Consider the following 22,098-nt stretch of genomic DNA (forward strand, 5'->3'; position numbering starts at 1 on the left):
GATTCCATGACACACAAGGTCCATCTCACCAGGCTGCTGCTCAACGATTTTCGCAATTATGACAGCGTCTCCCTGAAGCTTTCAGCCCAGCATGTGGTTTTCACCGGCAATAACGGGGCCGGAAAGACCAATCTGCTGGAGGCCGTGTCCTTTCTGTCGCCGGGCCGCGGGCTGCGCCGCGCACAGCTGGCCGATGTCGCGCGCGTTGGCGCATCCGGTGGCTTCTCCATCTTTGCCGAGGTGGAGGGCATGGATGGCAGCGTCGAGATCGGCACCGGCGTACAAGGCGGCGACGAAGGCCCGGTCAGGCGCCTCAGGCTGAATGGCACGCAGGCCAAATCGGTGGACGAACTGGCCGACCATCTGCGGGTACTGTGGCTGACACCTGCCATGGACGGGCTCTTTACCGGGCCATCGGCGGATCGGCGACGATTTCTGGACCGGCTGGTGCTCTCGCTCGATCCTGCCCATGGGAGGCGTGCCAGCGATTTCGAAAAGGCCATGCGCGGCCGCAACCGGCTGCTGTCCGAGGGGCGCTTTGATCGAACATGGCTCTCCGGCATCGAGCAGCAGATGGCAGCACTCGGCATCGCCATGGCGCTGGCACGGCGGGAGATGCTGGGCCTGCTGACCGCGCTGATCGAGCGCGACCGGGACAGCGCCTTCCCTTCGGCGACACTGGCCCTCACCGGCTTCCTTGATGACGTCGAGGATGCGCCGGCGATCGACCTTGAGGATCGCTATGCCGCCATGCTGGCGGACAGCCGTGGGCTGGATGCAAGCGCCGGGCGGACGCTTGAGGGGCCGCATCGGGTCGATCTGATCGTCCGTCATCGGGAGAAGGACATGGAGGCCGAACGGTGCTCCACGGGCGAGCAGAAGGCGTTGCTGGTGGGGCTGATCCTCGCCCATGCGCGGCTGGTCGCCAATATGACCGGCCACGCGCCGGTGCTGCTGCTGGACGAGATCGCCGCCCATCTGGACGAAGGCCGGCGCGCGGCGCTGTTCGACCGAATCGATGCGATCGGCGGACAGGCCTTCATGACCGGCACCGACCGGGCGATGTTTTCAGCCCTTGGCGATCGCGCGCAGTTCATCACCGTTCAGGATGGGGCGTTGATCCCGGAGTGAGCGGCTTTGCGCGCCGCCGAAAAGCATGCGAACATGGACATCATGGATCCTCTCTCTTCCGAAGAAATCGCCCGCTATCACCGTCACATCCTCCTGCCTGAGATCGGCGGCGCGGGACAACAGGCCTTGAAGGCCGCCCGGGTGCTGGTGATCGGGGCCGGTGGGCTTGGCTCGCCCGTGCTGCAATACCTGGCGGCCGCCGGCGTCGGCACGCTCGGCATCGTCGATGACGACCGCGTCTCGCTCTCCAACCTGCAGCGGCAGGTGGTGCACGACACCGGAACCGTTGGCGAGTTGAAGACCCAAAGCGCGATGGCGGCCTTGACCCGTCTCAATCCCCATGTCCGGCTGCTGCATTACGAGGACCGCTTCGACGCCCGCTTTGCAGCGGATCATCTCGGCCGCTTCACGCTGCTGATCGACGGATCGGACAATTTCGACACGCGCTATGCGGCTGCCGATGCTGCCGAAGCGGCCCGCATCCCCCTCGTCACGGGCGCGGTCGGGCGATTCGATGGCTCAGTCACGGTGCTGGCGCCGCATCTGACGGATGCCAACGGGGTGGCCAATCCCCGCTACCGCGATCTCTTTCCCGAGCCGCCGCGGCAGGGGCTCATACCTTCTTGCGCCGAAGCCGGAATCGTCGGTGCGTTGACGGGGGTCATTGGCACACTGATGGCCATGGAGGCGATCAAGGTGATTACGGGAACGGGCGAGCCGCTGATCGGCCGCCTGCTGCTCTACGACGCGCTGTCCACGCGTTTCGACACGATCCGCTACCGACGCAAGACGACGCCGGAGAACCATGCCTGAGCTTCGCCCCATCAATGCCGCCTTCGACCGCTGGGACGACTTGCTGGAGCTGATTCTCCAGTCCTTTGCCTATATGGATCCGATCATCGATCCGCCGTCCTCGGCCAAGCGGCTGACGGCTCCGCTTTTAAAGGACAAGGCGGCGCAGGAACTGGGATTCGTGGTGACGGATGGTGGGAAACTGCTGGGTTGCATGTTCTGCAAGCCGGAACCCGACAGCCTTTACATCGGCAAGTTCGCCGTCCATCCCCAAGCGCAGGGGCGCGGCATCGGCCGCCAATTGTTGATGGCGGCCGAAGAAGAGGCTCGCAGCCGTGGCCTGGGGAACCTCAGGCTGGAAACCCGGATCGAGCTGACGGGAAATCACCGGCGCTTTGCCGGATGGGGTTTTGTCCGCACGGCAGAAAAGAGCCATCCCGGATTTGAGCGGATTACCTTCATCGAGATGCGCAAGCGCCTCGACGGATAAGCCTTCCGGATCAGCTCCGGCCGGGCAGGACGCGATTCGGCGGGCGATGGCCGTCAAAATAGGTCCTGATATTGATGATGACCTTGTCGCCCATGTCGATGCGGCCTTCGATGGTGGCCGAGCTCATATGCGGCAGCAGCACCACCTTGCCCTCCTTCGAGAGCTTCAGGAACTTCGGATTGACCAGCGGCTCGTTCTCAAACACGTCAAGCCCGGCGCCGGCGATCTTGCCTTCGCGCAGGCACTGGATCAGCGCGGCCTCGTCAATGATGCCGCCGCGGGCCGTGTTGACGATATAGCTCGTGGGCTGCATCAGGGCCAGCCGGCGCGCCGACAGCAGGTGATAGGTGGCCGGCGTCGAGGGACAATTGACCGAGACGATGTCGACGCGGGCCAGCATCTGGTCGAGGCTGTCCCAATAGGTCGCCTCCAACTCGTCCTCAGTGGCCGGACTGACGCGCTTGCGGTTGTGATAATGGATCGACAGACCGAAGGCCTTGGCGCGGCGGGCAACCGCTGTGCCGATACGGCCCATGCCGACAATGCCGATGCGCTTGCCCCAGATGCGGCGTCCCAGCATCCAGATCGGCGACCAGCCTGCCCATTCGCCGGGATTGTCCGTCAGGATTCGCGAACCTTCCGCCAGCCGGCGCGGCACCGCCAGGATCAGCGCCATGGTCATGTCGGCCGTGTCCTCGGTCAGGACATTCGGCGTGTTGGTGACGGTGATTCCGCGACGGGCAGCGGCATCCACGTCGATATGGTCGAACCCGTTGGAAAAGCTGGCAATGAGCTTCAACTGCGGCCCAGCCTGCTCGATCAGCGCCTGGTCGATGCGATCAGTCACCGTCGGTACCAGAACATCGGCGGTCTGCACGGCCGCAACCAGTTCGGGAAGCGTGCGCGGCGTGTCGTCGATGTTCAGCTCGGCATCGAACAGTTCGCGCATGCGCGTTTCCACGGCATCGGGCAACTTCCGGGTGATGTAGACCTTGGGTTTTTTCTTGCTCGTCATGGAGACTTTCAATGCCTTGTTGAGAGGTCCTTAACCAAGTTGGGCGATCATTCCCCCGTCAGGGCATTTTCTACCAAACCCGCCGGCGAAGACAAACGAAACTCGACCGACGCGGGCGGGAATTATCGTCCGCGACGTTTTATCGCCAGCCCCGTGCGATGACGATACCTGGCCTGAAATCGGCGAACGGAACAACCATGATTAATTCATTGCGTCAGATAGGCTTTATCGCAGGGATTTGTCTGGCAGTAATCTCGTTCCAAAGTCAACCGGCACAGGCCCAGTCGACGGACAAGGGCGCAAGTGGCCTGCCCCTGCCGCGATTCGTCAGCCTGAAGGCGGCCCGCGTCAATCTCAGAATCGGTCCCAGCACGGACTATGCGGTCTCCTGGCTTTACACCAAGGCAGGGCTGCCGGTGGAAATCATCCAGGAATACGAGAACTGGCGGCGCATCCGCGATGCCGACGGCACGGAAGGCTGGGTCAGCCAATCCTTGCTGTCTGGCGACCGGACCGCCGTCGCCGCTCCGTGGATGCGCGCTCAGGGGGGCGATGATGTCTTCGTCAACCTGCGTCGGGATTCGATGGCGAATGCCGCCATCGTGGCAAAACTGGAGCCGGGCGTCGTTCTCTCCCTGCAGGAATGCACCGGAAACTGGTGCCGCGCCACGGTCGACGGCACCTCCGGCTGGGTCTCCCAAGGGGAAATCTGGGGCGCCTATCCGGGCGAAGCCTTCAAATAAGCCCTGCTTCCCGCGCTGCTTTTTCGAGCGAGAGGTTCGGACGCGGCCCGATCTGCTGGATCACGAGCCCGGCCGCAAAGCAGCCGAGACGGCCGCAATCGAACAGGCTACGGCCCTGGGTATAGCCAAAGAGGAAACCCGCAGCGAACAGATCGCCGGCACCGGTGGTATCGACAAGTTCGCGGATCTCGGTCGCCTCGACGCGAATGCGCTCCTCGCCCTTGACGATGACGGCGCCCTCTTCGCTCATGGTGACCGCCGCGAGCTTGCTGTCACGGGCAATGTTATCAAGCGCCTGTTCGAAGTCCTCGGTTTCATACAGCGCCAGAACCTCGCTCTTGTTGGCGAAGACGATATCGATCGTGCCGGACTGCATCAGTTCCAGGAACTCGTCGCGATAGCGGCCGACGCAGAAGCTGTCGGACAACGTCATCGACACTTCGCGGCCGTTTTCATGGGCAATGCGGGCGCATTCGCGGATGGCCTGCTTAGCACGCGGCGGATCCCAGAGATAGCCTTCGAAATAGGTGACCTTGGAGGCGGCCACGACGTCTGCCTCGACATCCTCGGGCCCAAGTTCGACGCAGGCACCCAGATAGGTGTTCATGGAACGCTCGCCATCGGGCGTCACGAAGATCATGCTGCGCGCCGTCGGCGGATTGTTTCCGCCGGCCTTGGTCTGGTAATGTACGCCCTGGGCGCGAATGTCGTGCTCGAAGATCTTGCCCAGCTGGTCATTGGCCACCTTGCCAAAATAGGCCGCCTTGCCGCCGAGGCTTGCAATGCCGGCTGCAGTGTTGCCGGCGCTGCCGCCCGATGCTTCGATGGCCGGGCCCATCAGCGAATAGAGCTTTTCGGCGCGCTCGGCGTCGATCAGGTTCATGGCCGCCTTGGTGATCGCATTGTCTTCAAGGAAGCTATCCTCACAGCGCGAGATGATATCGACAATCGCATTGCCCACTGTGAGCACATCGAACTTCAACATAAGGGATCCCCAGGGGTTCTGAAAGCTTTCCCCCTCATAAAGGTTTTTCCATGTTTTGGAAGCCGCGGCATCGAAGAGACAAGCCCGCCAAGTCATGTATTTGTTACGTTATCGCGGTACACCCTTCATCGTGAAGCCGACGGACGACATGCCACCATGTCGCTCGCGGCGGGGACCATGAAAGGTCCCGCATAGAGGATTGCAACCGACCACGGATGAACTGGCGGGCATGCGATCCCGGCCAGCCGGTTTCAGGCTGGCGGAAAGAGCGGGCACAGTCCCGCTTTTTTCATTTGTGCAACCATCTCATGGCGTGCGTGTTTCCATGTCAGGCGAAAGCCTCTAGACCTTCCGCAGGCGGCTTCACCGCGTGCTGTCGCCTGCTCCAGTCGTTTCCGCCGAAAGTTCCCCCATGTTTGCGATTGCCCTCGATGTCCTGCCGATCTTCATCCTGATCCTGATCGGCTGGGCGATGGTGAAGCTGGGCTTCCTGAAAATGGAAATCGGCGATGCCTTGAGTGAATTCGTCTTCAAGGTGGCCGTGCCGGTGCTGTTGTTCCGCACGATCTCGCAGGCGGATTTCCATGGCGCCTCTCCTTTCAAGCTTTGGGTCGCCTATTTCGCAGGCGTGGCGGTGACGTGGACTGTTGGCCATCTGGTCGCCACCCGCGTCTTCGGCCGGGATGCCCGGGTCGGCGTCTTGGGCGGGGTCTCCTCCGCATTTGCAAACAACGTCTTTATCGGCCTGCCTCTGGTCAGCCGCACCGTGGGCGAGGATGGGATCGTCGCGCTCTCGATCCTGCTTGCCGTTCACCTGCCGCTGATGATGGTCATCGGCACCGTGCTGATGGAACAGGCCGAGCGCAGCGTGAGCGGCGGAGAAGCGCGGGGATTGCTGGCCATCATCCGCCAGGTCGGCGGCAATCTCGTTCGCAATCCCCTCGTCATCGGGCTGGCCGCCGGCCTGTTGATGCATCTTTCCGGGCTGCCGACGCCTGCCCTTGTCGGTGGGTTGATCGACCAGGTCGCAGGCATGGCGGCACCGGCGGCGCTGATATCGCTTGGCATGGCACTCAACAAATACGGGCTCTCCGGCAATGTCGGGATTGCGACTGTGATGTCGGTGCTGAAGCTTGCGCTGCTGCCGGGCTGTGTCTGGGTCGCCAGCCAATTGCTGGGCCTCAGCGACGAGTGGACGGCGGCGATGGTGCTGACCTCATCAGTGCCGACCGGGATCAACGCCTGGTTGATCGCCAATCGCTTCGGCGTCGGTCACGGACTTGCGGCTTCGACCATCACCCTGACCACGGCCGTCGGAGCGCTGACGGTCACATTCTGGGCCTGGCTGCTGCTCTGAAGGAACGCCGTTCGGCGCCTATGACATATCGTCGCACAAACGAATAATGCCCGGACGAAGCCGGGCATTTCTAGAGGTATGTCGCTGGTGGCGCGACTCAGTTGGTTGGCAGCGCCACCGGCGAATCGGCCTGATTGTGCAGATACAGGATGAGGCTGGCGCGCTCTTCATCCTTCTTGATGCCTGCAAAGCCCATGGCGGTGCCCGGGATATGCTTCTTCGGAGCAAGCAGGAATTCGTTCAGGTGATCGAAGGTCCAGTGCTCGGCACCACCCTTGGAGAATTCCTTCATAGCAGCCGAATAAGAGAAGCCCTCATGCGAGGCGATCGGACGATCGACAACACCCCAGAGGTTAGGGCCAACCTTGTTGGCGCCTCCCTTATCCACGGTATGACAGCTCGAACACTTCTTGAATGCAGCTTCGCCGGCAGCAGCGTCAGCGCTGGCCAGCAGCGTGGCGATCGGCACGGCAGCAGCGGCAGCAGCTTCGCCACCTTCGGCAGCGGCCGGTGCTTCGGCGACAATGGCGAAGCCTTCCTTTTCCGGGGTCTCAGCGTGGAAGATGCCTTCCGATGCAATCGACACCGACATGAGAACAAAAACGGTGCCGAGCAGTGCGCCGACGCCCATGTTCACATATGAATTCATCTGAAACGCTCCCGTTGCAGCCGGCGGATCACGAACCGGACGATCTTGAAATCGGGCGGAACCTATGTCTTTTGCTTGACAGTTGCAACACTGTTGTGATCCCCCGACTGAGACTTTTTGACACTTTTCGCAGCCATTTAGAAGGGCGAGCCATGAACCACACCGATTTGTCCAGGACGCTGGTCCTGATCCCGGCACGCATGGCTTCGGTGCGTCTTCCGGGCAAGCCGCTGGCCGATATTTGCGGGCTGCCGATGATCGTCCAGGTAGCAAAACGGGCGCAGGAAGCCAATGTCGGACGGGTCGTCGTGGCCGTGGATGACCAGAGGGTCTTTGACGCGGTGCAGTCAGCGGGCTTCGAGGTGGTGATGACGCGCAGCGACCATCAGTCGGGTTCCGACCGCATCCACGAAGCCATGCTGCTGATCGATCCCGACGCCAAGGCGGAGATCATCATCAATGTGCAGGGCGACCTGCCGACGATCGAGCCGGAGGTGATCCATGCGGCGCTGCGCGCGCTCGAGGATCCCAGGACCGACATCGCCACTCTGACGGTGGAGATCGAGAGCGAGGAAGACAAGGTCAATCCGAGCATCGTCAAGGTCATCGGCTCGCCGGTCAGCGAAACCCGACTGCACGCCTTATATTTCACGCGCGTCACGGCACCGTATGGGCCGGGGCCGCTCTACCACCATATCGGCCTCTACGCCTACCGGCGCGCGGCACTCGACCGGTTCGTCACCCTCAAGCCCTCAGTGCTGGAAAAGCGCGAATCGCTTGAGCAGTTGCGCGCGCTTGAGGCGGGCATGCGGATCGATGTGGAGATCGTAAAGACCGTGCCGCTCGGTGTCGATACCCCCGCAGACCTGGAAAAGGCGCGGGCCATTCTCTCTGCCAGACAAGGATAAGACCGTGGCTCCCACCAACAAGATCTCGTTCCAAGGCGATTTCGGCGCCAATTCCGACATGGCCTGCCGGGACATGTTCCCCTCCATGGAGCCACTGCCCTGCCCCACATTCGAGGATGCCTTCGTCGCGCTGGAAAACGGCGATGCCGACCTCGCGATGATCCCGATCGAAAACACGCTCGCCGGCCGCGTGGCGGATATCCATTATCTGCTGCCGCTGTCGCGACTGCATATCGTCGGCGAGTATTTCATGCCGATCCGGTTCCAGTTGATGGCGCTGCCGGGCGTGAAGCTCGATGAAATCCGGACCGTGCACAGCCATATTCATGCGCTCGGCCAATGCCGCAAGATCATCCGCAGCCATGGCTGGAAGGCCGTGGTTGCCGGCGATACGGCTGGTGCTGCCAAGCAGGTGGCGGAAGCCAAGGATCGTTCCATGGCGGCCCTTGCGCCGCGCCTGGCCGCCTCGCTCTACGGTCTCGACATCATTGCCGAGAATGTGGAAGACTCGGAAAATAACGTCACCCGCTTCGTCGTGCTCTCCCGTGACCAGGCGGAACCAAAACGCAAGAGCGACGATGAGGCCTTCATCACCACCTTCGTCTTCAATGTTCGCAACCTGCCGGCAGCGCTTTACAAGGCCATGGGCGGCTTTGCCACCAATGGCGTCAACATGACCAAGCTGGAGAGCTATCAGATCGGTGGCAAGTTCATCGCCACCCAGTTCTATGCGGATATTGAAGGCCATCCGGACGACGCGCCGGTGAAGCGCGCCCTGGAAGAACTGCGCTTCTTCTCGGAGAAGGTCCGCATCCTCGGCGTCTATAAGGCCCACGCCATGCGCGGCAAGTTCTGACGGCGCTTGACGCCTTCAATCAACCCAGTCGAGCCAATCCCTGAGCAGGCGATAGGCGATCGCGCCCTTCAGCGGTGCGGTCGTTCCGTCGGTGGATCGGTTTTCCGCCATGGCCTCAGCCTGCTCGCGGGTGAACCAGCGGCAGTCGGCAAGTTCTGATTCGTCCCGCGCGATGTCGAGCGTTACAGCTTCGGCAAAACAGCCGATCATCAGGGAATGCGGCATGGGCCAGGGCTGGGACGCGTGATAGCGTACCCGCCCGATCTGGATACCGGACTCCTCCAGCGTTTCACGCCGGACGGCGTCCTCGATCGTCTCTCCGGGTTCCACGAAGCCTGCGAGGCAGGAATACATGCCCTCCGGGAAACGATGGCTTCGGCCCATCAGTACACGGTCATTTGCTTCGTCGACCGCCAGCATGATGACGACAGGGTCCGTGCGCGGAAAAAGCTGGTTGTCGCAGCTGGGGCAGACGCGTTTGTAGCCGCCGATCCGGCTTTCGGTCGCAGAGCCGCAGCGGCCGCAGAATTTGTGGGTGCTGTTCCAGTGCAGCAGGCTGACCGCCTGGGCCACCTCGCCTAGGAGTTCTTCCCCCAGAAGCTCCTCGCGATAGAGGGTGCGGGCATCCTCCGCCTTGAAATGGCTGGCCAGTTCTTCGAGCGCGCAGGTGACGGGAACCGCAATGCGCGGCTCGCCGCTTGGCTGGTGGCCGAGCAGCACGGCATTCTCGAGATCGGGCTTCAACTCAGGCAGTTCATAGGGCGCAAACAGCGGATCGAGCACCTGGCTGTCATGCTTCAGGATCAACTTGTTGCCGGCGAAGGCCAGGATATGAGCGCCCTCGACCGCAAAAGCGGTTTCCAGGCAATCTTCTGCGCGGCCCTCGGCCAGTCGCGAAAGTCCGTTCCTGGCGAAGGCTGAGAGGGTGCTGGGTTCTGGATGGGGAACGCGGCTGTCGAAAAGAGATTTCGTCATGTGTTGAGTGCTTCGAGAAAGGATGTCGTGAATTCGCGCTGGCGATCGTCTTCATAGGCGACCGACTGGCCAAAACCCCATATCGGTCCAGGCCAGTTGGCATCGGCCTCGAACCGGGCGACGACATGAACATGGACCTGACGCACAATATTTCCAATAGCGGCGATATTGATCTTGTCGGCGCCCGTTGCCTTTTTCAGGGCGCTGGCAACCAGTGTCTGCTCGAAGGTCAGCATGGCCTGATCGAGCGGTGTCATTTCGAAAAGTTCCGTCAATCCGGGACGTTGCGGCACCAGGATCAGCCAGGGCCAGCGGCTGTCGCGTGACAATCGGAGATCACAGAGCCCGAGTTTCGTCAGCGAAACACTGTCGCGAGCGAGCCGCTCGTCCAGTTCGAATTCAGCCACCGGCGTCCTCCCGTCCTTTTGAGCTCATGGCCCTGTCGTTTTTCCGGTCATAACAGTTTTTTGGAAGCGTCGCTTGCAATTGTGTGCGCAATTGACGATATGTGGCGTCGGGAGGTTGGTGGTGGACGAGCCACTCGCCAACCGGGTCAGGTCCGGAAGGAAGCAGCCCCAACGAGCACGGCACGGGTCATCGTGCCAGCCTCCCACCTTCATTCCTTCGGCTTCCGCCTGGCGGGGCCATGCAATGCCCGTCCTGCGGGCCGAACCAGACGCTGGCAGGGGCATGAGCGAATCCGAGCCGACAGCACCGACCATAGCCAATGCCGGAAACGGCTACCGGGTGCTGGCCCGCAAATACCGTCCCAAGGATTTTTCGGACCTCATGGTCGGCCAGGAGCCGATGGTCCGCACGCTCACCAATGCCTTCGAGACCGGCCGCATCGCCCAGGCCTATATGCTGACCGGCGTTCGCGGAGTGGGAAAGACGACCACCGCGCGCATTCTCGCCCGCGCGCTAAACTACAAGACGGATGAAATCGACCGCCCGACCATCGACCTGAAGATCCCCGGCATTCATTGCCAGGCGATCATGGAAGGCCGGCATGTCGATGTGATCGAGATGGACGCCGCCTCCCATACGGGGATCGATGATATCAGAGAGATCATCGAGCAGGTGCGCTACCGCCCGGTTTCTGCCCGCTACAAGGTCTATATCATCGACGAAGTGCACATGCTCTCGACGCAGGCTTTCAACGGCCTACTGAAGACGCTCGAAGAGCCGCCGGAGCACGTCAAGTTCATCTTCGCCACCACGGAAATCCGCAAGGTCCCGATCACGGTTCTCTCGCGCTGCCAGCGATTCGATCTGCGCCGCATCAGCGCTGCCGATCTGGTCGGCCTGTTTTCGACCATCGCCGCCAAGGAAGGCATTACGGCCGAGGACGAGGCGCTGTCGCTCATCGCACGTGCGGCCGAAGGCTCGGCCCGTGACGGGTTGTCGTTGCTGGACCAGGCCATCGCCCATGGTGCCGGCGTGGTGCGCAGCGAAGCTGTCCGCGCCATGCTCGGGCTTGCCGACCGCGCCCGCATCGTCGACCTGTTCGACCATATCATCGGCGGTGATGTGTCGGCGGCACTCAGCGAGTTCAACAGCCAGTATGAGGCAGGCGCCAACCCGACTGTCGTGCTGACCGACCTCGCCGACTTCACCCATCTGGTGACGCGCCTCAAATATATTCCGACAGCAGTGGAAGACCCCTCGCTGACGGAAGCCGAACGGGTTCGCGGCGCGGAATTCGCCAATGCCGTCGCCGTCTCGACGCTGTCGCGCATCTGGCAGATGCTGCTCAAGGGCATTACGGAAGCGGAAACGGCGGCCCGTCCGGCGGGTGCGGCCGAGATGGTGTTGATCCGGCTTACCCATGCGGCAAGCCTTCCCTCCCCCGAGGATGCCGCGCGACGGCTCCTGGAAATGTCGAGCGAGGAACGCGCCGGCGGACCTGTTGGCGGCGGGCGCGGCAGCGCTTCGTCAGCGCCCCAGGCCTCTGCTGCCTCCCAACTTGCGGCGGCGCCCGTTCGTGAGACCATCGCACGCGCGCAGCCCGCGGCCCAGCCGACAGCCCGCCTGCAGGTGGTTCCCGACAGCCGCCCGGCTGCAGCGCCGGAGCCGATGGCTTTGGGCCGGACGGAAAGTGAGCCACAGGACAAGCCGGTGCCAAGCGTGCCGGTTCGCTCCCTGGATGACATTTCCGATCTCTGCTCGAAAAACCGCGATCCCAAGCTCAAGGCCCTGCTGCGGACCTATGTTCGGCTTGTCAAGCTCGAGCCCGGCAGGCTTGAAATCAACCTGCCGGCGGAAGCGCCCAAGACATTGGCCGGCGATCTTCAGCGCCGGCTGGAGGAATGGAGCAGTATCCGCTGGATGGTGATCGTGAGCCGCGAGGCCGGACAGCCGACGCTTGCCGAAGCGGAAAGCTCGACCCGCGAGGCGCGGCTCACCGATGCCCGGTCGGATCCTGATGTCGCCGCCATTCTCAGCCGTTTTCCAGGCGCCAAGGTGATCGACGTGCGGGTGCGCGAAGGCGAGGGTGACAGCGTCGAGGAAGAGCTGCATCGCCCCGCGACGGCCGAATCCGCCGAGGGCGATATCCTGCCCGGCGATGACATCGACGACTGAGACCCTATATCAAAGACCAATCACATCCAGGAGAACACGAGATGCGCGACATCATGGGCATGATGGGCAAGGTCAAGGAAATGCAGGCCAAGATGGAGAAGATGCAGGCGGAAATCGCCGCTCTCGAAGTCGAGGGCCGTTCCGGCGGCGGGCTGGTCATTGTCAGGATGACCGGCAAGGGCGATTTGAAGGGCCTCAAGATCGACCCCTCGCTGTTCAAGGAAGACGAGGTCGAAATCCTCGAAGACCTGATCGTTGCCGCCCACAAGGACGCCAAGGACAAGGCGGAAGCCGTGATGGCCGAGAAGACCAAGGAAATGACCGCCGGCCTGCCGATCCCGCCCGGCATGAAGCTACCGTTCTGATCAGGCATAGACCCGCTGCGGCCACGGATTGATGCCATCGCGAAGCCAAAGCAGCGTATCGAGCCAGAAGCCGGCGGCATGGCGGTCATGAAACAGGCCGAAATGCCCGATTTGGCTCTGTCCGAAATCCGCGGGCTCCAGCATGACTTTGGTGTGCCTCGCCGAGCCGTAATAGCTCAGCGCCCGTGAAACAGCCTTCCGCGTCGCGAACGGATCATCCGTGAGGCTGACAGCGAGGATCGGTGCGGAAACGGCCTTGAAGCGCGTCACCAGATCGCGTTTGGCGGCAGCCCCGAGCCGGGCTTCGATGCGGGACCGGCGAAAGGCCCATTCATAGGCGACGCCCGCCGGCAGATCTTCCAGCCAGCCGAGGCGTTCTCCCGGAAAATAGCCCCGCAACAGCGCCAGGAGCGGCATCGCAAGATGCCATTTTAGCAGCATGGCGCATCGGTGATCCGCCGCGTAGTCGCGCCAATAGGCATATTGTGCGCCAACCGTCAGCATGCGCTTGATACTGCCGGCGGTCCGGGCATAGCCGGGCAGAAACCCGCCGATGCTGTGGCCCACCATCAGCAGCGGTAGACCGCCTGCACGGGCGGCGGCAAAGCCGAGGGCGGCATCGATGTCTCGTTCTCCCCATTGGGTCCAGTCGTAGCGGCAGGTTTCCAGCTCTACCGGGCGGGAAAGGCCGATTCCGCGATAGTCGAAGGTCAGCACATGGAAACCATGGCTGCTCAGAAAGGCTGCGTAGCGGTGGTAATAGCGGGAACGCACGCCCGTCGCTGAGGTCACGACGACTGCGCCATGGCACTGAGGGCTCCGGTTCGGCCACCAATGACCGCCCAGTTCCACGCCATCGGCGCAGACGATGTCGATTCGCTCCTCTGTCATGCCACCTCTCCTCAGGTTACTGTCGGAGGAAGGGTGAGACATTGAAAGACTTGTGTATACTCACTGGTCAGTATACCTTGATTGAATGAACGACATCCCTACCCGTGAGCGGATCGTGGTCGCTGCAAACCGGCTCTTCTATCGGGAGGGCATCCGGGCGGTCAGCGTCGATGCCGTCGCCGATGAGGCCGGTATCACCAAGAAATCCCTCTATTACCATTTCAAGAGCAAGGACGACCTGATCGCGGCCTATCTGTCCCATCGGGACCAACCCAATCTTGCGGCCTATCGCAAATGGTTTGCGCAGGCCGATGGCGACCTTGGCGACAGGATCTACGCGATCTTCGACCACCTCGCGAAGGCAGCGGCCCGGGCCGACTGGAAAGGCTGCGGTTTTCTGCGGACATCGGCGGAGCTTGCCAACTTGCCGGGGCATCCCGCCTTACAGGTTGGCCGGGCGCACAAGAAGGCTTTCGAATCCTGGCTTGCCGACGTGATTGCAGCGGACGGCCTGGAACAGCCGGTGCTTCTCGCACGGCAGATCATGCTGTTGCTCGATGGCTGCTTTTCGGTCGCCATGCTGCATCGGGATGCAAGCTATATGCAGTCCGCAGGTGCTGCGGCCAGGTCGCTGATTGCGCATGCATCGTCACGGGCCGGCGCTGACCTTCGCCGTGAAGTGCTCCCGGATCCTGCTGGCGAGCGGGACTGACAGGTAGCGCTCAATCTCCTGCGCCTGCACCTTGCGGCCGTAAGACGCCAGCAGCTCGGGAATGGTCACGCGGTCGGCGCCATACTGTTCGAACCCGACGGCTTGGCCGGCTTCGAGAAAACCCGCTGACAGCACCCGACAATAGATGCCGGGACGCGCAGCCTGGGTATAGCGCTTCACGAATTTCGGGGCCTGCATGCGCGCCGCGAACGTGGCGCAGGGGCTGCGCGGCGCCGTCGCCTCGAGGATCACGTCGTCGATGACGAAGCGATCGCCCACTGCGACATCGCGATTGTCTAGCCCTGATATCACGAGGTTTTCGCCGAAGGTGCCGGGTTCGACCTTATGCCCCAGTTCCTGCGACCACCAGTCCAGCGTTGCACCACCCTCGATATAGACAGCTTGGTCAGGCCCGCCATGATGCTTGCGATTGCAGATGCGGTCGCCGACAAGGCCTTGCTGATCGACCTGGACTGGCCGCGACACCGGGATCTTGAAGATGCCGGTTTTGTAGCTCTTGCCCGGAAGCGGCTCGGCCTGGCCCAGGCATATGGCGGCAATTTTCATGGATCTGACCTTTCCGGCGATTCCGTTCCCGGAAGATATGGGCTAAAAGCCGCCAATGGCAAAGCGAGTCACCGGTCCCGAAATTGAAAAACTGATCCAGCTTCTGGCAAAGGTGCCCGGTCTTGGCCCCCGATCCGCAAGGCGGGCGGCGCTGCACCTCATCAAGAAGAAGGAGCAGTTGCTAGGCCCTTTGGCGAATGCCATGGGCGAGGCCCATGACAAGGTGAAGATCTGCTCCTGCTGCGGCAATGTCGATACGATCGATCCCTGCACCGTCTGCACGGACGAGCGCCGCGACCAGTCGACCGTGATTGTGGTGGAGGATGTTTCCGACCTTTGGGCGCTGGAGCGGGCCGGCGCGATGAATGTCGCCTATCACGTGCTCGGCGGTACGCTGTCGCCGCTCGACGGGGTCGGTCCTGATGACCTTAATATCCGCGGCCTGATCAACCGCGTCGAGGCCGGCGGAATCAAGGAAATCATCATTGCCGTCAATGCGACGGTCGAAGGACAAACTACCGCCCATTATATCACCGATCATCTCGATGGCCTCGGCGTGAAGATCACCCGGCTGGCGCATGGCGTGCCTGTGGGCGGCGAGCTCGACTATCTCGACGAGGGCACGCTTTCGGCCGCGCTGAGGGCACGGACTGCAATCTAATCGTCCTTAAAGGGAGGCTCCTGTTGCGCAAGAATACCCCCCTCTGGCCTGCCGGCCATCTCCCCCTCAAGGGGGGAGATCGGCAAGAGCCGCTGTCCTCTGGTAACATCCATGGCGACCACGCCCGTTTTGGAGCGAGCGGGCGCTGCATATCGATCTCCCCCCTTGAGGGGGAGATGTCCGGCAGGACAGAGGGGGGTATCTTGCCAGAGGGGGGTATCCTGGCGAAAACGTTGCTGCTGGCATCCCTCATCCTCGGCCTCTCCCAACCCGCGCACGCCCAGTCCCGACCCCAGGTCGAGCAGCAGTTCCAGAGCTGGCTACAGACCAGCCTGTGGCCCGAAGCCCAGAAGAGCGGGATTACCCGCGGGAGTTTCGACAGCGCCGTTGCCGGGGTGAAACTCAACTGGGAACTGCCGGACCTCGTGCCGCCGGGGTCAGCGCCGCCCAAGGATCAGAAGCAGAGCCAGGCGGAGTTTTCCTCTCCGGGCGCCTATTTCTCGGAGAAGCGGTTGCAGGGGCTTGCGGCGACCGGGCGCACGCTTACCGCCAAGCATGCCGCGACGCTGCGCCGGATCGAGACTACCTATGGCGTGCCCGGAGAAATCATTGTCGCCATCTGGGGCCGGGAATCCGGCTTCGGCAGTGCGAAGCTTCCCTATTCGGCCATCGAGGTACTAGCGACCAAGGCCTTCATGTCGACCCGCAAGGACATGTTCCGGCGTGAGCTGATCTCGGCGCTGCATATGGTCGATGGCGGCGAGCTCTCTGCCGCCGCCATGCGCGGCTCCTGGGCAGGTGCGCTCGGTCAGCCGCAGTTCATGCCGACCAGCTTCCTGAAATATGCCGTGGATTTTGACGGCGATGGCAAGCGCGATATCTGGCAATCGGTACCGGACAGCCTGGCATCGATCGCCAATTATCTGGTGAAGAGCGGATGGCAGAAGGGCCGGGACTGGGGCTTTGAAGTTCGGATTCCCGCTGGCGTCAGCTGCGCCCAGGAAGGGCCAGATCGTGCCCAGCCGATTTCGCAGTGGTCCACGACGGGTATTGCCCGAGTATCCGGCAAGCCCTTTCCGGCCGCCGACCTGAAGGCGCAAGGCATGATGCTGGTGCCGGCCGGAACGCACGGGCCGGAATTCATCGTCACGCCGAACTTCTACGTGCTGAAGGAATACAACAACTCCGATCTCTACGCTCTGTTCATCGGCAACCTCGCTGATCGGATCGCCCATGGCGGCGGAGCCTTCTCGGCGCCCTGGGGCGATGTCGGCAAGATGTTGCGCTCCGACGTGCTGGCCATGCAGAAGGCGCTGGTCGCCAAGGGCTATGACGTCGGCAATGTGGATGGCCTGCCGGGCTTCAAGACCCGTCGGTCCCTTGGCGATTGGCAGGCGAAGAGCGGTCTTCCGGTCACCTGCTATCCGGATGCCTCGCTGAAGGCGAAGCTGAAATAGCGTTCACCATTTCAGCAGCGCGTTTTTACCGAACGCAATTCCGGACGCAAAACCGGTTCCCACCTTTGCTGGAATTGCTCAATGCGGCTCGATATTGGTCTGGTGGAACACGTCATCCGCCGGCGGTATCGCTTGCCGTTCGATCATGCGATGGACGCGCGGGCGATCGGGTCCCTGGTGCAGGGCCAGCAGCCGGTCGAAGTTTTCGGCATCCGCCTTGGTGCGGCGGTGGTTGTGCCGGACATAGTCCAGCCAGGTGGGGGTGTGGTAGGTCTCTGTCCAGATATCCGGGTTTTCGAGGTCGCGCATCAGCGTCCAGTTGCGTGCACCATCGCGGATACGGATGCGCCGGCGCTCGACCATGACCTTGAGGAATTCCGGCAGATCCTGGTCGCGGATCTCGTAGTCGATCAGGATGACGATGGGTCCGCTGCGCGGACGGATATCGAGGCGCAGCGCCGGTTCGTTGAAGCGGTTGAGCGGATCGAGGTCGAGCGTTCCGAAGGCCGGCATCGGCAGCCAGAAGCCGATGGCCACGCCCACCATCATCAGCACGCTCGACGCGATCAGCGCATGGCCAACGCCTTGCGTTTCCGCCAGATGGCCCCACAGCCAGCTGCCGCAGGCCATGCCGCCGAATGTCGCCATCTGGTAAAGCGACAGCGCCCGGCCGACCACCCAGCGGGGCGTCGACAGCTGCACGACAGTGTTGAAGAGCGAAAGCGCCAGCACCCAGGAGGCGCCGGCGATCATCATGGCGAGCCCCGTCAGTAGGGCGGATGTGCTGATGCCGGTTACGGCGGCGCTTACCGCGAAGCCGGCAAACGAACAGCGGACGATGTCTTCGCTCGACATGATCTCCCGCGCGCGCCGGCTGGCCAGGGCACCGCCGATCGCACCGGCACCGAAGGCGCCAAGCAGGGCGCCATAGGTGAGCGGTCCTCCGGCGACGAGATCGCGGGCGACGATCGGCAACAGGGCCAGTATGGCCACTGCCGTCAGGCCGAAGGCGAAGCCGCGAAACAGCACCTTGCCGATATTGGGCGACATGGCGACATAGCGCAGCCCGGCGCTGATCGCATCCACGAGGTGTTCCCGCGGCAGCGCCGGCTTGGGCAGGTCAGGCTTCCAGCGGAAAAGCGCGTAGATCAGGGCGAAATAGCTGAGCGTATTGACCATGAATGCCGCCGCCGCTCCAGCGCCGGCGACGATCATGCCGCCTATGGCCGGGCCAACGCTGCGGGTGATGTTGAAGCCCATGCTGTTGAGCGCCACGGCGCCCGGCAGGACCTCGCGCGGGACCATATCGCCGACGGAGGCCTGCCAGGACGGGTTGTTGAGTGCCGTGCCGCATCCGATCAGGAAGGTGAAGGAGAGAAGCAGCCAGGGGGTCAACACGCCGAGATAGGCGCAGAGCGAAAGGCCGGCAGAGACGCAGATCATAAAGAATTGCGAGGCCAGCATGACCTTGCGCCGGTCGAAACTGTCGGCCACCGCGCCGGAGATGACGGAAAACAGCATGATCGGCAGGGTGGTCGAGGCCTGCACCAGGGCCACCATGTTTTCCGAGGTGGAGATGGAGGCCATCATCCAGGCCGCACCGACCGCCTGGATCAGGCCGCCCATATTGGAGGCCAGGCTGGCAAACCAGATATTACGATAAAATTCGTTCGACAGCGGCGCCAAAAGGGATCTGTTGTCCGGCACGTCTCATCATCCGTTCTTGCGATTCGTCACACTATACGCCCAGGCTTTCACCGGTGGCCATCGGTAATGGCATCCCCGGCCGGACGCTCGAACCATGTGAACGCGGAAAGCTTGCAATTGTGCGGCCGGCAGCGTATATGAGAGGAAATTCTTGATCGTCAGATGAAGGGTGGGGCCGCAAGGACCCGCTCTTTTTTGTTTAGGCGGTCGAGCCTTGCCGGCAGATGCCGGAGCGTCACAGGATTTCCGGAGCGCATGCAGACCGACCACGAAAACGAACCCCGCCTTATCGTCGAGACCGGCCTTGACCGTCGCGTTGCCGATATCATCGAGCCCGTGCTGATATCGATGGGATTCAGGCTTGTCAGGGTCCGGTTGATGAACCAGAATGGGCTCACGCTGCAGATCATGACGGAACGCAACGACGGCACAATGACCGTCCAGGATTGCGAAGAAGTGTCGATGGCGATCTCGCCAGTTCTCGATGTCGAGGATCCCGTCGACAAGGCCTATCATCTGGAGGTTTCTTCGCCTGGCATCGACCGGCCCATGGTTCGCGTTTCGGATTTCGAACGTTGGCAGGGCCATATCGTCAAATGCGAGACGTCTGTTCTTGTCGAGAACCGCAAGCGCTTCCGCGGGAAGATCGTAGCCGTGACCAAGGATGACTTCACGCTGGAGCGTGACCAGATCGCCTATGGCGAGGAACCGCGTGTGACGGTGCCGTTTTCCGCTCTGGCGGAGGCGAAGCTTATTTTGACCGATGACCTTATTCGCGATGCGCTGAAGGCTGACAAGCTGGCGCGCGAAGCCGCCAACCAGAACGACGGCGAAGACGAGTAACCACAGACCTAGAACCATCGCCAGAAGGGTCAGGCGACCCCGGCAGGAAGACGGAGATTTAAGACAATGGCAGTCACTGCTAATCGGCTCGAGCTTCTTCAGATCGCAGACGCCGTCGCGCGCGAGAAGGTCATCGACCGCGAGATCGTCCTGGCTGCGATGGCCGATGCGATCCAGAAGGCAGCCCGCTCGCGCTACGGCACCGAGACCAATATCCGCGCCGACATCAATTCCAAGACCGGCGAAATCCGCCTGCAGCGCCTGCTGGAAGTGGTCGAGAAGGTCGAGGATTATTCGACCCAGATCGCGCTCGAACTGGCGCGCGACCGCAATGTCGACGCCAAGCTCGGCGACTTCATCGCCGATCCGCTGCCGCCGATGGATTTCGGCCGTATCGCCGCCCAGTCCGCCAAGCAGGTGATCGTGCAGAAGGTGCGCGAGGCCGAGCGCGACCGCCAGTTCGACGAGTTCAAGGACCGTGTGGGCGAAATCGTCAACGGCACTGTCAAGCGCGTGGAATATGGCAATGTGATCGTCGATCTCGGCCGCGGCGAAGGCATCATCCGTCGCGACGAGATGATTCCGCGCGAAGCCTTCCGCTATGGCGACCGCGTGCGCGCCTTCGTCTACGACGTGCGCCGCGAGCAGCGCGGCCCGCAGATCTTCCTGTCGCGCACCCATCCGCAGTTCATGGTGAAGCTGTTCACCATGGAAGTGCCCGAGATTTACGACGGCATCATCCAGATCAAGTCGGTTGCCCGCGATCCGGGTTCGCGCGCCAAGATCGCCGTCATCTCGAACGATAGCTCGATCGATCCGGTCGGCGCCTGCGTCGGTATGCGCGGTTCGCGCGTCCAGGCCGTCGTCGGCGAGCTTCAGGGCGAGAAGATCGACATCATTCCGTGGTCTGCCGACCCGGCCTCTTTCATCGTCAACGCCCTTCAGCCGGCCGAAGTCGCCAAGGTGGTTCTGGACGAGGATGCAGAGCGCATCGAAGTCGTGGTGCCTGACGAGCAGCTGTCGCTCGCCATCGGTCGTCGCGGCCAGAACGTGCGTCTCGCCTCGCAGCTGACCGGCTGGGACATCGACATCATGACGGAGCAGGAAGAGTCCGAGCGCCGCCAGAAGGAATTCAACGAGCGCACCAACCTGTTCATGGATGCGCTTGACGTTGACGAAATGGTTGGCCAGGTGCTCGCCTCCGAAGGCTTTGCCGCCGTCGAGGAGCTGGCCTATGTCGAGCTCGACGAAATCTCGTCGATCGACGGTTTCGACGAGGACACCGCGACCGAAATCCAGACCCGCGCCCGCGAATACCTGGAAAAGCTGGAAGCGGAGATGGATGCCAAGCGCAAGCAGCTCGGCGTCTCCGACGACCTGCGCCAGATCGACGGCATGACCGCCCAGATGATGGTCGCTCTCGGCGAAGACGGCATCAAGACGATCGAGGACTTCGCAGGCTGCGCCGCGGACGACCTGGTCGGCTGGAGCGAGCGCAAGAACGGCGAGACGAAGAAGTTCGAAGGCCTGTTCTCCAAGTTCGACATCTCGCGGCCCGAGGTCGAGAACATGATCGTGCAGGCGCGTCTGGCGGCCGGCTGGATCACCGAGGAAGACCTGGCGAACAGCGCCGAAGGTGACGCAGACGCCGAGCAAGAGCAGGAGGCATGAGCGATATCCTGCGGCCCGAACAAGAGTCCGATGACCAGGATCTGGGAACCGACGAAATGAACGGCCGCATGTGCATCGTGACCCGTGAAAGCGGGTCGCCCGACAGCTTGATCCGCTTCGTCAAGGGGCCTGACGGCAGCGTGGTTCCAGACCTCAAGCGGCAATTGCCGGGACGAGGCTGCTGGGTGTCGTTAAGCCGCGAGGCAGTGGACAAGGCCGTGGCGAAGAAGCTCTTCGCCAGGGCGCTGAAGACGGATGTGAAGGCCGATCCGGCGCTTGGCGCCGTGGTCGACAGGCTTCTGGCGGCACAGCTTGCCGGCATGATGAACATGGCGCGCAAGGCCGGCCAGTTCATCAACGGGGCTGGCAAGGTCGAGCTTGCGGTGCGCAGCGGGGAAGCCCTCGCTGTGTTCCATTCGACCGATGCGGCGGCGGACGGCGTGCGAAAGATCGACCAGGCCCGCAAGGCCTGGCACCTCGGAACGGGAGCGGAAGCGGAAATTCCCGCTTTTCATCTCCTGAGCGGGAGTGAAATGGACGAACTCTTGGGCCAGAATGCTTTTATCCATGCTTGTGCGCTTGCGGGGCAGGCGGGTGAGGGTGTAGTGAAGCGCGCAAAGCTACTTGAACAGTACCGCAATGGCGGCCTGTCCCAGCAAAAGGATGTCTCTGACATGCCGAAGCAATGACGCGGTCACCGGCTTCAGCCGGACGCATAAAGACTAGTAGGAATTGAACGA

The 22,098-nt window shown here is 62.4% G+C and carries 23 protein-coding genes and 1 other RNA gene; 16 read left to right on the top strand and 8 right to left on the bottom strand.

Annotated elements, in window-relative coordinates; translation table 11 throughout:
- Positions 1 to 6: 6 nt before the first annotated feature.
- From recF to B9A97_RS26125, 3 genes are read left to right on the top strand one after another with little or no spacing between them, the layout of a single operon-like run.
- Positions 7 to 1,131, top strand: coding sequence for a DNA replication/repair protein RecF (recF, locus tag B9A97_RS26115; RefSeq protein WP_084368807.1), 1,125 nt, complete (start codon positions 7 to 9; stop codon positions 1,129 to 1,131).
- A 42-nt stretch (positions 1,132 to 1,173) separates the two neighbouring features.
- Positions 1,174 to 1,944, top strand: coding sequence for a molybdopterin-synthase adenylyltransferase MoeB (locus B9A97_RS26120; RefSeq protein WP_084368808.1), 771 nt, complete (start codon positions 1,174 to 1,176; stop codon positions 1,942 to 1,944).
- On the top strand, positions 1,937 to 2,413 hold the full coding sequence (locus B9A97_RS26125) for a GNAT family N-acetyltransferase (protein WP_084368765.1): 477 nt from the start codon (positions 1,937 to 1,939) through the stop codon (positions 2,411 to 2,413). The genes B9A97_RS26120 and B9A97_RS26125 overlap by 8 nt, the downstream gene beginning before the upstream one ends.
- Before the next feature lie 10 nt (positions 2,414 to 2,423).
- On the opposite strand, the gene B9A97_RS26130 is transcribed toward B9A97_RS26125, so the two are convergent.
- A complete protein-coding gene (locus B9A97_RS26130; RefSeq protein WP_084368766.1) occupies positions 2,424 to 3,428 on the bottom strand; it encodes a 2-hydroxyacid dehydrogenase in 1,005 nt (334 codons plus the stop codon).
- Between the two features lie 197 nt (positions 3,429 to 3,625).
- Here B9A97_RS26130 and B9A97_RS26135 point away from each other — a divergent pair, with 197 nt between their 5' ends.
- Complete coding sequence (locus B9A97_RS26135; RefSeq protein ID WP_084368767.1) at positions 3,626 to 4,171, top strand: SH3 domain-containing protein; 546 nt, start codon at positions 3,626 to 3,628, stop codon at positions 4,169 to 4,171.
- Here B9A97_RS26135 and B9A97_RS26140 read toward each other — a convergent pair.
- Positions 4,164 to 5,156 (bottom strand): adenosine kinase, encoded by a 993-nt coding sequence (locus B9A97_RS26140; RefSeq protein WP_084368768.1) that lies wholly within the window; start codon positions 5,154 to 5,156, stop codon positions 4,164 to 4,166. The genes B9A97_RS26135 and B9A97_RS26140 overlap by 8 nt on opposite strands.
- 412 nt (positions 5,157 to 5,568) lie before the next feature.
- On the opposite strand from B9A97_RS26140, the gene B9A97_RS26145 reads away from it, so the two are divergent.
- Positions 5,569 to 6,513 carry an AEC family transporter gene (locus B9A97_RS26145; protein WP_084368769.1) on the top strand — a complete coding sequence of 315 codons (945 nt, stop codon included), beginning with the start codon at positions 5,569 to 5,571 and terminating at the stop codon, positions 6,511 to 6,513.
- A gap of 97 nt (positions 6,514 to 6,610) precedes the next feature.
- Here B9A97_RS26145 and B9A97_RS26150 read toward each other — a convergent pair whose 3' ends face one another.
- Positions 6,611 to 7,162, bottom strand: coding sequence for a c-type cytochrome (locus B9A97_RS26150; RefSeq protein ID WP_084368770.1), 552 nt, complete (start codon positions 7,160 to 7,162; stop codon positions 6,611 to 6,613).
- A gap of 152 nt (positions 7,163 to 7,314) precedes the next feature.
- Between B9A97_RS26150 and B9A97_RS26155 the strand changes: the two genes are divergently transcribed.
- Both B9A97_RS26155 and B9A97_RS26160 read left to right on the top strand, forming a co-directional pair.
- Positions 7,315 to 8,070 carry a 3-deoxy-manno-octulosonate cytidylyltransferase gene (locus tag B9A97_RS26155; protein WP_084368771.1) on the top strand — a complete coding sequence of 252 codons (756 nt, stop codon included), beginning with the start codon at positions 7,315 to 7,317 and terminating at the stop codon, positions 8,068 to 8,070.
- A gap of 4 nt (positions 8,071 to 8,074) precedes the next feature.
- Complete coding sequence (locus B9A97_RS26160) at positions 8,075 to 8,926, top strand: prephenate dehydratase (RefSeq protein ID WP_084368772.1); 852 nt, start codon at positions 8,075 to 8,077, stop codon at positions 8,924 to 8,926.
- Positions 8,927 to 8,941: 15 nt separating this feature from the next.
- On the opposite strand, the gene nudC is transcribed toward B9A97_RS26160, so the two are convergent.
- Complete coding sequence (nudC, locus tag B9A97_RS26165) at positions 8,942 to 9,901, bottom strand: NAD(+) diphosphatase (RefSeq protein WP_084368773.1); 960 nt, start codon at positions 9,899 to 9,901, stop codon at positions 8,942 to 8,944.
- Entirely contained in the window at positions 9,898 to 10,308 is a 411-nt protein-coding gene (locus tag B9A97_RS26170) for an HIT domain-containing protein (protein WP_084368774.1), read from the bottom strand. The genes nudC and B9A97_RS26170 overlap by 4 nt, the downstream gene beginning before the upstream one ends.
- A 110-nt stretch (positions 10,309 to 10,418) precedes the next feature.
- On the opposite strand from B9A97_RS26170, the gene ffs reads away from it, so the two are divergent.
- The 3 genes from ffs to B9A97_RS26185 all read left to right on the top strand — a co-directional run bounded on the left by ffs (position 10,419) and on the right by B9A97_RS26185 (position 12,849).
- An RNA gene (gene ffs, locus B9A97_RS26175) (signal recognition particle sRNA small type) lies at positions 10,419 to 10,515 on the top strand.
- Positions 10,516 to 10,591: 76 nt separating this feature from the next.
- Positions 10,592 to 12,484 (top strand): DNA polymerase III subunit gamma/tau, encoded by a 1,893-nt coding sequence (locus B9A97_RS26180; RefSeq protein WP_084368775.1) that lies wholly within the window; start codon positions 10,592 to 10,594, stop codon positions 12,482 to 12,484.
- Between the two features lie 41 nt (positions 12,485 to 12,525).
- On the top strand, positions 12,526 to 12,849 hold the full coding sequence (locus B9A97_RS26185; RefSeq protein ID WP_084368776.1) for a YbaB/EbfC family nucleoid-associated protein: 324 nt from the start codon (positions 12,526 to 12,528) through the stop codon (positions 12,847 to 12,849).
- Here B9A97_RS26185 and B9A97_RS26190 read toward each other — a convergent pair whose 3' ends face one another.
- Entirely contained in the window at positions 12,850 to 13,740 is an 891-nt protein-coding gene (locus B9A97_RS26190) for an alpha/beta hydrolase family protein (RefSeq protein ID WP_084368777.1), read from the bottom strand. It abuts the gene before it with no gap.
- An 85-nt stretch (positions 13,741 to 13,825) separates the two neighbouring features.
- Here B9A97_RS26190 and B9A97_RS26195 point away from each other — a divergent pair, with 85 nt between their 5' ends.
- Positions 13,826 to 14,452: a TetR/AcrR family transcriptional regulator gene (locus tag B9A97_RS26195; RefSeq protein ID WP_084368778.1), complete on the top strand. Its 627-nt coding sequence runs from the start codon at positions 13,826 to 13,828 to the stop codon at positions 14,450 to 14,452.
- Here the strand turns inward: B9A97_RS26195 and B9A97_RS26200 are convergent.
- Positions 14,390 to 15,019, bottom strand: a complete 630-nt coding sequence (locus tag B9A97_RS26200; protein WP_084368779.1) for an MOSC domain-containing protein — start codon at positions 15,017 to 15,019, stop codon at positions 14,390 to 14,392. The genes B9A97_RS26195 and B9A97_RS26200 overlap by 63 nt on opposite strands.
- A 55-nt stretch (positions 15,020 to 15,074) precedes the next feature.
- On the opposite strand from B9A97_RS26200, the gene recR reads away from it, so the two are divergent.
- Positions 15,075 to 15,680, top strand: a complete 606-nt coding sequence (recR, locus tag B9A97_RS26205; RefSeq protein ID WP_084368780.1) for a recombination mediator RecR — start codon at positions 15,075 to 15,077, stop codon at positions 15,678 to 15,680.
- A gap of 176 nt (positions 15,681 to 15,856) precedes the next feature.
- The gene (locus tag B9A97_RS26215; RefSeq protein WP_084368781.1) at positions 15,857 to 17,137 is read left to right on the top strand and encodes a lytic murein transglycosylase; all 1,281 of its coding nucleotides are present in this window, start codon (positions 15,857 to 15,859) and stop codon (positions 17,135 to 17,137) included.
- Positions 17,138 to 17,215: 78 nt separating this feature from the next.
- Here B9A97_RS26215 and B9A97_RS26220 read toward each other — a convergent pair whose 3' ends face one another.
- The gene (locus tag B9A97_RS26220) at positions 17,216 to 18,844 is read right to left on the bottom strand and encodes an MFS transporter (protein WP_084368782.1); all 1,629 of its coding nucleotides are present in this window, start codon (positions 18,842 to 18,844) and stop codon (positions 17,216 to 17,218) included.
- Between the two features lie 255 nt (positions 18,845 to 19,099).
- Here B9A97_RS26220 and rimP point away from each other — a divergent pair, with 255 nt between their 5' ends.
- The 3 genes from rimP to B9A97_RS26235 all read left to right on the top strand — a co-directional run bounded on the left by rimP (position 19,100) and on the right by B9A97_RS26235 (position 22,047).
- Complete coding sequence (gene rimP, locus B9A97_RS26225; RefSeq protein WP_084368783.1) at positions 19,100 to 19,687, top strand: ribosome maturation factor RimP; 588 nt, start codon at positions 19,100 to 19,102, stop codon at positions 19,685 to 19,687.
- Positions 19,688 to 19,753: 66 nt separating this feature from the next.
- Positions 19,754 to 21,358 (top strand): transcription termination factor NusA, encoded by a 1,605-nt coding sequence (nusA, locus tag B9A97_RS26230; RefSeq protein WP_084368784.1) that lies wholly within the window; start codon positions 19,754 to 19,756, stop codon positions 21,356 to 21,358.
- The gene (locus B9A97_RS26235) at positions 21,355 to 22,047 is read left to right on the top strand and encodes an RNA-binding protein (protein ID WP_084368785.1); all 693 of its coding nucleotides are present in this window, start codon (positions 21,355 to 21,357) and stop codon (positions 22,045 to 22,047) included. Before nusA ends, B9A97_RS26235 begins: the two co-directional genes overlap by 4 nt.
- Positions 22,048 to 22,098 lie beyond the last annotated feature (51 nt).

It is taken from the genome of Rhizobium sp. RU36D (assembly GCF_900176345.1).
Classification (GTDB): domain Bacteria; phylum Pseudomonadota; class Alphaproteobacteria; order Rhizobiales; family Rhizobiaceae; genus Allorhizobium.